At 59.6% G+C, this 8,719-nt stretch carries 8 protein-coding genes; 4 read left to right on the plus strand and 4 right to left on the minus strand.

The features are described from left to right. Window positions 1–373 precede the first annotated feature (373 nt). Window positions 374–1,276: an RNA polymerase sigma-70 factor gene (locus tag AC1DMG_RS05505; RefSeq protein ID WP_441611422.1), complete on the plus strand. Its 903-nt coding sequence runs from the start codon at window positions 374–376 to the stop codon at window positions 1,274–1,276. Window positions 1,277–1,327: 51 nt separating this feature from the next. Here the strand turns inward: AC1DMG_RS05505 and AC1DMG_RS05510 are convergent, their stop codons facing one another. Both AC1DMG_RS05510 and AC1DMG_RS05515 read right to left on the minus strand, forming a co-directional pair. Next, window positions 1,328–2,149 carry an alpha/beta fold hydrolase gene (locus AC1DMG_RS05510; protein ID WP_441602891.1) on the minus strand — a complete coding sequence of 274 codons (822 nt, stop codon included), beginning with the start codon at window positions 2,147–2,149 and terminating at the stop codon, window positions 1,328–1,330. A gap of 136 nt (window positions 2,150–2,285) precedes the next feature. Then, a complete protein-coding gene (locus AC1DMG_RS05515) occupies window positions 2,286–3,050 on the minus strand; it encodes an SDR family oxidoreductase (RefSeq protein ID WP_441602890.1) in 765 nt (254 codons plus the stop codon). Window positions 3,051–3,374: 324 nt separating this feature from the next. Here AC1DMG_RS05515 and AC1DMG_RS05520 point away from each other — a divergent pair, with 324 nt between their 5' ends. After that, on the plus strand, window positions 3,375–4,448 hold the full coding sequence (locus AC1DMG_RS05520) for a LysR family transcriptional regulator (protein ID WP_441602889.1): 1,074 nt from the start codon (window positions 3,375–3,377) through the stop codon (window positions 4,446–4,448). A 77-nt stretch (window positions 4,449–4,525) separates the two neighbouring features. On the opposite strand, the gene AC1DMG_RS05525 is transcribed toward AC1DMG_RS05520, so the two are convergent. Continuing rightward, window positions 4,526–4,957 (minus strand): tetratricopeptide repeat protein, encoded by a 432-nt coding sequence (locus tag AC1DMG_RS05525; RefSeq protein WP_441602888.1) that lies wholly within the window; start codon window positions 4,955–4,957, stop codon window positions 4,526–4,528. Window positions 4,958–5,391: 434 nt separating this feature from the next. Here AC1DMG_RS05525 and AC1DMG_RS05530 point away from each other — a divergent pair, with 434 nt between their 5' ends. Together AC1DMG_RS05530 and AC1DMG_RS05535 are read left to right on the plus strand one after the other, a co-directional pair. Then, window positions 5,392–6,015, plus strand: a complete 624-nt coding sequence (locus AC1DMG_RS05530; protein WP_477180238.1) for an HAD family hydrolase — start codon at window positions 5,392–5,394, stop codon at window positions 6,013–6,015. Between the two features lie 998 nt (window positions 6,016–7,013). After that, window positions 7,014–8,492, plus strand: a complete 1,479-nt coding sequence (locus tag AC1DMG_RS05535) for a hypothetical protein (RefSeq protein ID WP_477180239.1) — start codon at window positions 7,014–7,016, stop codon at window positions 8,490–8,492. A gap of 91 nt (window positions 8,493–8,583) precedes the next feature. On the opposite strand, the gene AC1DMG_RS05540 is transcribed toward AC1DMG_RS05535, so the two are convergent. Further along, window positions 8,584–8,719, minus strand: a 136-nt coding sequence (locus AC1DMG_RS05540; protein WP_477180240.1) for an ATP-binding protein, incomplete at its 5' end; no start/stop codon positions are given.

The raw sequence follows: 8,719 nt of genomic DNA on the forward strand, positions 1-8,719 counted from the left end.
TTTTCGTATGCGCCACCGGCGCGTGCATCATGCCTCACGCGGCCGATGCATCGCAGGTAGCTGGAGGGGCTTACCGTGTTTCCCTGCCGGAACCAGTGCATGGGGACTGCTGCTGATCCAGCGCAGAGATCCGTCTTGGCCGTCGATGGCCAGCGACACCCGTCACATGATATCGACGCCCTCATCAATGCTTCGTGTTTGCCACGGGCATGCGTTGAGCTATGACTGAAGTCCGATGCTGGGAGCCAGCGAAATACGGCATACTGGCCTCCGATCCCCGTGGCCGGCATGACGTTGCGCGATATGCCGCCCTTTGCGCCGCGCAGTGACTCGGGTTTACCACGTCAAAAGGGCCAGCTCGGCACTCATTGCTGTGAACGACGCCAACGCCACTTTCTATCGTCTTCGTCCCCGCTTGCAGGCGATTGCATACAGCATGCTCGGCTCCGTAGCCGACGCCGAAGATGTCGTCCAGGATGTGTGGCTGCGCTGGCACGGCACCGATCAGGCGGCCGTCAACAACGTTGAAGCATGGCTGGTGACTGCCACCACGCGCGTGGCGATCGACAGGTTGCGCTCCTTGAAGGCCCGGCGTGAGCACTATGTCGGCCTTTGGCTGCCCGAGCCGATCCTGAGCGATGGCCCGGCCACCCCCGAACAGATCCACGAACGTCACGGCGAGGTTTCCGTGGCGCTGCTGTCGATGCTCGAGCGCCTCTCGCCAGAAGCGCGCGCAGCGTTTCTGTTGCACGAGATCTTCGACGTGGGCTACGCCGACATCGCCGAAACGATCGACAAGAACGAAGCGGCCGCGCGCCAGATCGTGCATCGGGCCAAGACCCAGCTGCGCGAGGGAGAGCCCAAGTACGCCGTATCGCCCGAGGCACACGGTCGCATCGTGGAACGATTCGCGCAGGCACTCTCACTGGGACAGTTCAAGCTGCTGAAGGCGATGCTGGCCGACCAGGCCGAACTGATCGGCGACGGTGGCGGCAGGGAAACCAGTTTCCCCAGGCCGCTGCTTGGCGGTCAGCGCATCGCGCAGCTCTTCTATGCATCCAATCTGCGCTACAAGAGCGCACTTCGCATCGACCTGGCCTCGATCAATGGCGAGCTCAGCGTGCTGCGCTACATCCATGACGCACTGGAGTCGGTACAAACCGTGGAAACCGACGGCGACCGCATTGTCCGCGTACTCGTTCAGCGCAATCCGGACAAGCTGGCGCGCATCGCGTCCGAACTTGGCGTCCCGCTGTTTTCCTCAGCACGAGCCTGACCGGCGGCATGATCGTCGACGACCTACCGCCGGCCTGGCCCACGGCAACGATCAGAGCTTGAGGAAAGCCAGCAGATCCGCGTTGACCTGATCCTGATGGGTGGTGGTCATGCCATGCGGTGCGCCCGGATAGTAGATGCCGCGCGCGCCCTCGATCATGTGCACCGATTTCAGCGCCGAGGCCGCGATGGGCACGATCTGGTCGTCCTCACCGTGCATGATCAGCGTGGGCACGTCGATCCTGGCCAGATCCTCGGTGAAGTCGGTTTCGGAAAAGGCCTTGATGCACTCGTAGGCATTCTTCAACCCCGACTGCATGCTCCACTGCCAGAACTGCAGCAGCACACCGTGCGAGACCTGCGCGCCGGGGCGGTTGGCGCCGTAGAACGGCAGCGCGAAATCCTTGAAGAACTGCGAACGGTCGCGCTGCAGGGCGCTGCGCAGGCCATCGAATACATTCAAGGGCAGGCCTTCCGGATTCGTCGGGCTCTGCAGCATGACCGGTGGAACTGCGCCGATCAAAACAGCCTTGGCTACACGCCCTGTGCCGTGTCGGCCGATATAGCGCGCCACTTCGCCGCCGCCGGTGGAGTGACCGACCATGGTCACGTCGCGCAGATCGAGAGCTTCGAACAGTTCCGCGAGATCGTCCGCATAGCCATTCATGTCGTTGCCCTGCGACGACTGGCTGGAACGCCCGTGGCCCCGGCGATCATGTGCGATCACGCGATAGCCGTTCTGCGCCAGGAAGAGCATCTGCCCATCCCATGCATCGGCATTCAATGGCCATCCGTGCGAGAAGGTGACGACGGGGCCGCTGCCCCAATCCTTGTAATAGATCTGCGTACCGTCTTTCGTGGTGATGGTGCTCATCGCGCGTATTCCCGTGCTTCGTCAGCCTGCAGATTAGGCAACGGGATCAAGCATCGGTAGATACGCCAAGAGCGCTGCGGTGTTGCTTGCCTGGCATCAATCGCGACGTATTGGTCGCGACGCGTGCCGTCTTTCACTACCAGTCGGCGCCGCAGTATTCGGACTGATGGATCCAGGCAGGGAAACTCGTGGTGCACAGGTGGGCGCCGTCGTGTGGAAGCAGCGAGTCCTCTTTCAGCGTTGCACCGAAGTACGGCGCAAGCGGATCGGTGACCACGTCATACGGCGCTTCGATCTCGGTGAGAAAGCGCTGGATGATTTCGGAAAGCCGCACGCGATCGGGACCCGCCATTTCGATCATGCGGTTGCGCGCAGGCTGTACGGCAAGTTCGGCCATCGCGACGGCGACGTCGGCTGAGGCAACCGGCTGGATATAAGCGGGCGACAAACTGAGCTCCTGCTCATACACGCTCAGCTCGACGATGCGCAGAAGAAACTCGTAGAACTGCGTCGCGTGCAAGATGGTGTAGGGGATGCCAGAGCGCTGGATCATCGCCTCCTGAATCGCCTTGCCCACGAAATACGGACTATCGACGAGGCGATCGGTGCCCACTACCGACAGCGACACATGGTGCTTCACGCCCGCCGCGGCTTCCGCACGCAGCAGATTGACTCCCGCGGTCTGGAAAAACGCCAGCGGAGCATCGCCCTCGAGCTTCGGCGAATTGCTGACATCGACCACCACGTCGGCGCCGACCAGCACCTCGTCAACGCCCACCCCGGTGACGATATCCACGCCGGTCGAGCGCGAAGCCGCCGTGACGTCGTGTCCGCCAGCCCGGAGCCGTCGAACGACGTTTCGTCCCACCAGGCCATTGCCGCCGATCACAACGATTTTCATGAGGAACCTCGACTGTCGTCCGTCTAAACGTGGTCGGGTGCGGTATGCGCAGGAACGGCAGGCGATACCGCGGCCGCTTGTTCGCCGATGCTAGGTGACGCGAGTCGGCGTCAGTAGGTGCATGGGGGTACACATCTAATGGCCGGTCACGCACCAATGTTATGTCCCTTGGGTGGCGTGCGCCGTGAAGCGAAGGGCCCCGCCCCGCCGCTCCTGTCACAACAGCGCCGCCCCATACGACTAGACCGTACGGGGAGAGCCGATGGCGGCTCTCTGCGAGCCACCGTCCGCTCATCAGCTTGAAAACCAGCAGGTATCGCGCCTATGACACTCAACCATGATGGCAAGCCGCAGGGCGATGTCACCGATACGCTGGCGTGCAGCTTCACGGCGAGTTATGCCGGTGTCGTTGCCTTTATTGCCGTGGCAGCCGAAGGGAGCTTCGCGCGTGCGGCCGATCGCCTGGGCATCGGGCGCTCGGCGGTCAGCCGCAGTGTCCGCAAGCTCGAGGCCCAGCTCAACGCGAGGCTGTTTCTTCGCACCACGCGCAGCACCTCGCTGACCCGCGAGGGCGAGCTGTTTTACGAAAACTGCCACCCGGGCGTGCAGCGCATCGTGCAGGCGCTTGAGGATATGCGCGAACTGCGTTCAGGGCCTCCGCGCGGACATCTGCGCATCAGCGCCTCGATGGGCTTTGGACGCCAGATCGTGGCGCCCTTGCTGGCGGATTTTCGCGCCCGCTATCCCGAGATAACGCTGGATCTGCTGCTCGACGACCGTCCGACCGACTTCACCACCGACCGCGTCGACGTCGCCATCCGCGATGGCCAACTCGAGGACAGCCAGATCGTCGCCAAGCGGCTGGTTCCCATGCAGATGCTGGTCTGCGCCTCGCCTGCCTATCTGCGGCGACATGGTGCGCCGCAGGGTGTGGACGATCTGGCCAACCACACCTGCATCAACTTCCGCACCGCGTCAGGGCGTATCGCCGATTGGGAGTTCAACGTGGACGGTCAGCGGCGCAAGCTGGCGCCGCCATCGATCTGTACGTTCAACGACGTCGGGCTGGTGCTGCAGAGCGTGCTCGACGGCGTCGGCATGGCGCAACTCGCCGGCTATCAAGTCGCCGACCATTTGCGCGAGGGGCGGCTGGTCCCCTGCCTTGAGTCCTACGCCCCCGATGATCGCGGCCATTACCTGTGCTACCTGAGCAGGCAGCATCTGCCGGCGCGGATCCGCGTATTCATCGATTATGTCACCGAGGCGATCCGCGCACTCGACCTTCAATACGTGGCAGGCATTTCGCCACCGGCGACAGCCGCGAACGAGCCGATTCACGCCCTCGCCGATGTCGTCACCCTGCCGGTTTACCAGGGTGCCCGCAGAACCTCGCCGTAGTGTGACAAAGCTCGCCAGCCCTGTTGGCGCCACGTGCAAATCCAGAAAAACAGACGCGCGCCCTCAGTGAAGAGCGATCACCGTTTCCGGGGACCTTGCGCCCCTGTTTGGGTCATCCTGATTTGATCCAAGGCCTCTTGCGCGTCCTCGTCCCCGAGCTCAAGAGAGCGCTGAAACCAATATTTGGCCCATCTCAGATCGCGATGCTTTCGATAAACGACGCCAAGGTTATAGGCCGCTTGAGGGCTGCCCTGGCTGGCAGCCCGCTTGAGCCACCGGCGCGATGCTTCCAGGTCGGCTTTGATGCCAGTGCCGAATGCCAAAGCAACGCCGAGATTCACCTGAGCCTCGATGTTGCCCATCGACGCCGCCCGTTTCAAAAGCGATATCGACTGCCTGAGTTCGCCCAGGTCATCCAGATAACACGCCGACTCCAGAAACGACCGGGCCATCTGCTCGGCGCGCGCGGCCTCCCATTTTTTCTTCGCGTTGGCGTCTTTCGTTGCCACGGTACTGCCCCTTGTCAGGTGCCAACAGGCAAAAAATAGATGGTAACCAGGATGGCCACCAGCTCGTTCCTCGGGTGACACCCCATTCGCCATCGTTGGTGCAGGCACATGCAAACCGCGGCGGCCTGACCATCAATGGTCGGAACGCCATAGCTTGTTTAGCAACGAGCATCAAAGTTTGTAGAAACTGACCCGATGAGGCACAAACTTTGCTCACCGTCTGCGGCCATAGGCCGTCGGAGATTTGCGTAATCAAATACTTATGAAACCGCGCCGGCTGCTCGGTCCGCGTGTAGTACTGCATAGGCTGTGGTCCATATAGCCATGTATCCGCCGCGCCGATCAGGGCATTGACGAACGGCTGCGCTGGCGCATTCACTACACCTCATGAACACGCAGGTTCGATCCACAAGCGATGGATGGAAGGGGTACGCGTGAAGCGACAACACATTAAAGCCGTCGCGTTCGACGCTTATGGAACCCTCGTCGAGATCGGGGAAAAGCGCCGACCGTTTGCCAGGCTTGCTTCCATGGCAGGGCGAGATATTCCTACTTCGCCTCTTACCGAACAGATGGATTTGGAGCAGTTTTACGCAGCAGTAGGGCTGCATCCGGATAATCCACCACTTGAATCGCTACAAAGCGATCTAACCGTCGAGCTTGCTTCAACCCATGCGTACCCCGAGGCCGCCTTCGTGCTCGGCCGACTGCACAACCATGGCATTCGAACGGCAGTGGCATCAAATCTAGCTAAGCCGTATGCAGGTCCCATCCGTAACGAGCTTGGAGAATTTTTCGACGCGCTCTGCTTTTCGTTCGAGGTAGGGGCTGTCAAGCCGGACGTGGCCTTCTATACCGCCTTGGCGGAGATGCTGCAGCTCCAGCCGTCAGAAATTTTGATGGTCGGCGATACGTGGCGATGCGACTACGAAGGCGCTATTAACGCCGGCTTTGCAGCGCTGCATCTCGATCGACGAAAAAATGCTGCGCCGCATCAGGTCGCTGTATCAATTCATGATCTTCGTGGCGTTCTTGGGGCTCTCGACATCGATACTTAAAGGAAATCGGCGAATCGCCCGCCGATAGACAGAGTGATATATTTATATCAATCAATGACTTATTGCGTCACTGGAGCCTGAAGAGTAGCCTGTCTCCCAAGACCTTTTGCGCCCAAAAGGGCCTCCTTCGTTCAGATTTGCCTCAACGCGCTGCTCAGAGAAAGAAGGGCACCGGAGTGACTTTGAACACCTACTCGGAAGTCGAAGGCTACTTTCCCAAATCACCTATCCTCTCCGCCGCAGAAACCGCACGGCTGATGGGATTTCGATCAGTGAAGGCGCTGGCCAACTGCCGATCTGCGGGCCGGCTGCCAATCGAAATGTTCCGAGTGCCAGGCCGAAGAGGCTGGTTCGCCGCGACCCAAGACGTCCGCACGTGGCTGAGTGGCTTGCTCGATTCAAAAGGCAGCGTTCCACGTATAAACGAACGATGCCTGGAGCGCTTGGCCGTCGAGAAATCACCGCGCCCACATCTTCGTTGCCAATTTCCCGAAAGCGTCGAATGTGACAAAAAAGGAGGCCAAACAGGGAAACTCGAAGGGAAAATTCCGAGACGCGAAAATGAATAAGCCCCGAGCGGCTAGGCTCCGGGGCTTATAGATACACGGTACAGCTGATCCCTGCGCCGTAAGTCTCTCGCCGCACCCCCGGCCTGTCAAGCGCGAACCGGCCATGCCGCGCATGGCTGACGGGAGCGTTCGTCTCAAATTAACCGGCACAAAGCGGAGCAACAAGCTTCGCGGGGAACGTGTGCCTCCTCAAAAGAGGAACGAGACGATGGAAACCTTGAACAAAAGCCAGCTGACCTGTCTTCACCGTCGTACAAGTTGTTCGCCACAGCATCGACATAAGCACCGAAATGCAGAAGCCGCGGCGAGAATCGTCACCAAAGAAATAAAGGCTAGCGTGTCGATACATTGCATGTTTGCTGCTGCCTTCAGCACTGTTTCTTTGTACTCATTGGTGACGACTGGTCAGCTCAAAGAAAGAGGTGCGCCATGATCTGCGCCGGAACCTCCAACATCTTGAGCGAAGCGTTGCGGTACAACATTTACTCCCAGGCAGGCATGAGCGCTGCATCGTGCAGATTCATCGAAACGATGGTTGCACTATGTCCGGCGAGGACACCCGGAAAAGCAGCACTTCGAAACGTCATCACCTGTCTCGCGTCCGCAAAAAATAATGGTTCGCGGACACTTGAAAGCCACACATGCGAACTCTTGTTCGCTTATGAAATGGAACTTGATCCAACCGTACTTGGGTATTACGCCCAAGTACCGTGCATAGGCGTGCAGCGATTGTTACCAAATGGACGCCGTCACGTTTCTTCAGCAACCCTCGACTTTCTTGTGTTTCGTGATCGAAGCGTCGAACTGGTCGAGTGCAAACAAGAGGATTGGCTGTGCGCGGAAAGCGCCAAATCAAATGCTGATTGGCGTCATGAAACAGGGGGGTGGCGACATCGCCCCTACGAGCAGTTCGCGCACGATCACGAATTGAAATTCCGCCTCTGGTCCCCACCACAGTTTCCTGGCGTCTATCTGCAAAATCTGGAGGCAATATACGCCAGCATCAGACTGCCGGTCGGTGAGCACGAATGTCGTGCAATCAGCCGGCTTGTGGCCGCCATCCGTTGTCGGCCATCGACCTTGGATGATGTGCGACTTGCCCACGATGGGTTGGACGCCCGCCTAATCCTTTGGGCGCTTGCTCAAGGCCTCATCTTCGGACCGCTGAAGAGTACACCCTTTGAGCTGTCCCATCTCTTCACCGTATTCCCCAACTACGAACATGCCTCTCTGGCAGACGGAGAGGCCTTGAAGAACAGTGCGTCTATCTTCGATCAATCTGGCCCCRGTGGCGCGCTCTTCACCTGTAGTACCACCGACTTAAAAAACGCCCGACTTCGTCTCGGTCGGATCGAGGCAATCTCACGCGGCGAGGCCCCGCAGACCGAACGAATGAGACAACTGGCGAACGGCGTCGAGAAATGCCGCGAAGAAGGGCTCAATCCGTTGCTGGCATGCCTGACTCATTTCAGCCGATCAGGCAACCGGCTTCCCCGTCTTACCTCAGTGCAGGAGGACGCGGTGAACACTGTCATCGCAAGGTCCTGGAACAAAGCAGGGGCAAGAACGCAACGGGACCTCTTCTTTCTCCTCGAGGATGAGTGTGAGCGACGCGGGGTTGAGCCCCCGGGAAGGAGCTCGTTCTATCTCCGAATACGACGAGAATCGCCAGGCAAACATGCGCTGGCAACGGCCGGGCTGCGCGGATATCAGGCAATTCGGCCGGCGACCGACCCATGTAAGCGATCCCTTCACCCAATCGCATACGGCCATACCTTGCACGTCGATTCGTCTGACTTCGATGCTCGGATGGCTCCCGACATCGTCAAGCTCATGCCTGCTTTGAAATCAACATTTTACATTGGCGTAGACGGTGCCACAGAGCTGCCGATGGCTCACTCGTGTTGATTTCCGCCGAAAACTGAGCCGGGCTTTTCATCGAAAAGTGAGCCACCCGTTTGTGCGTCAGGTTAGCTCAGGTGATAGATGAAGGTGAGGTTTAGCGCTCCTTTCCGGTGTCCGTAACGTGGTTTCTGAAGCGGTAACTGTCGTTGCCGGTTTCCAGGATGTGGCAGCGATGCGTAAGGCGGTCGAGCAACGCGGTGGTCATCTTGGCATCGCCAAAGACGCTGGCC

The organism is Dyella sp. 01N36 (genome assembly GCF_056399745.1).

Bases quoted from the DNA above. Each gene is read 5' to 3' on its own strand.
- AC1DMG_RS05510 (WP_441602891.1), bottom strand. From the start codon at position 2,149: ATGAGCACCATCACCACGAAAGACGGTACGCAGATCTATTACAAGGAT.
- AC1DMG_RS05515 (WP_441602890.1), bottom strand. From the start codon at position 3,050: ATGAAAATCGTTGTGATCGGCGGCAATGGCCTGGTGGGACGAAACGTC.
- AC1DMG_RS05520 (WP_441602889.1), top strand. From the start codon at position 3,375: ATGACACTCAACCATGATGGCAAGCCGCAGGGCGATGTCACCGATACG.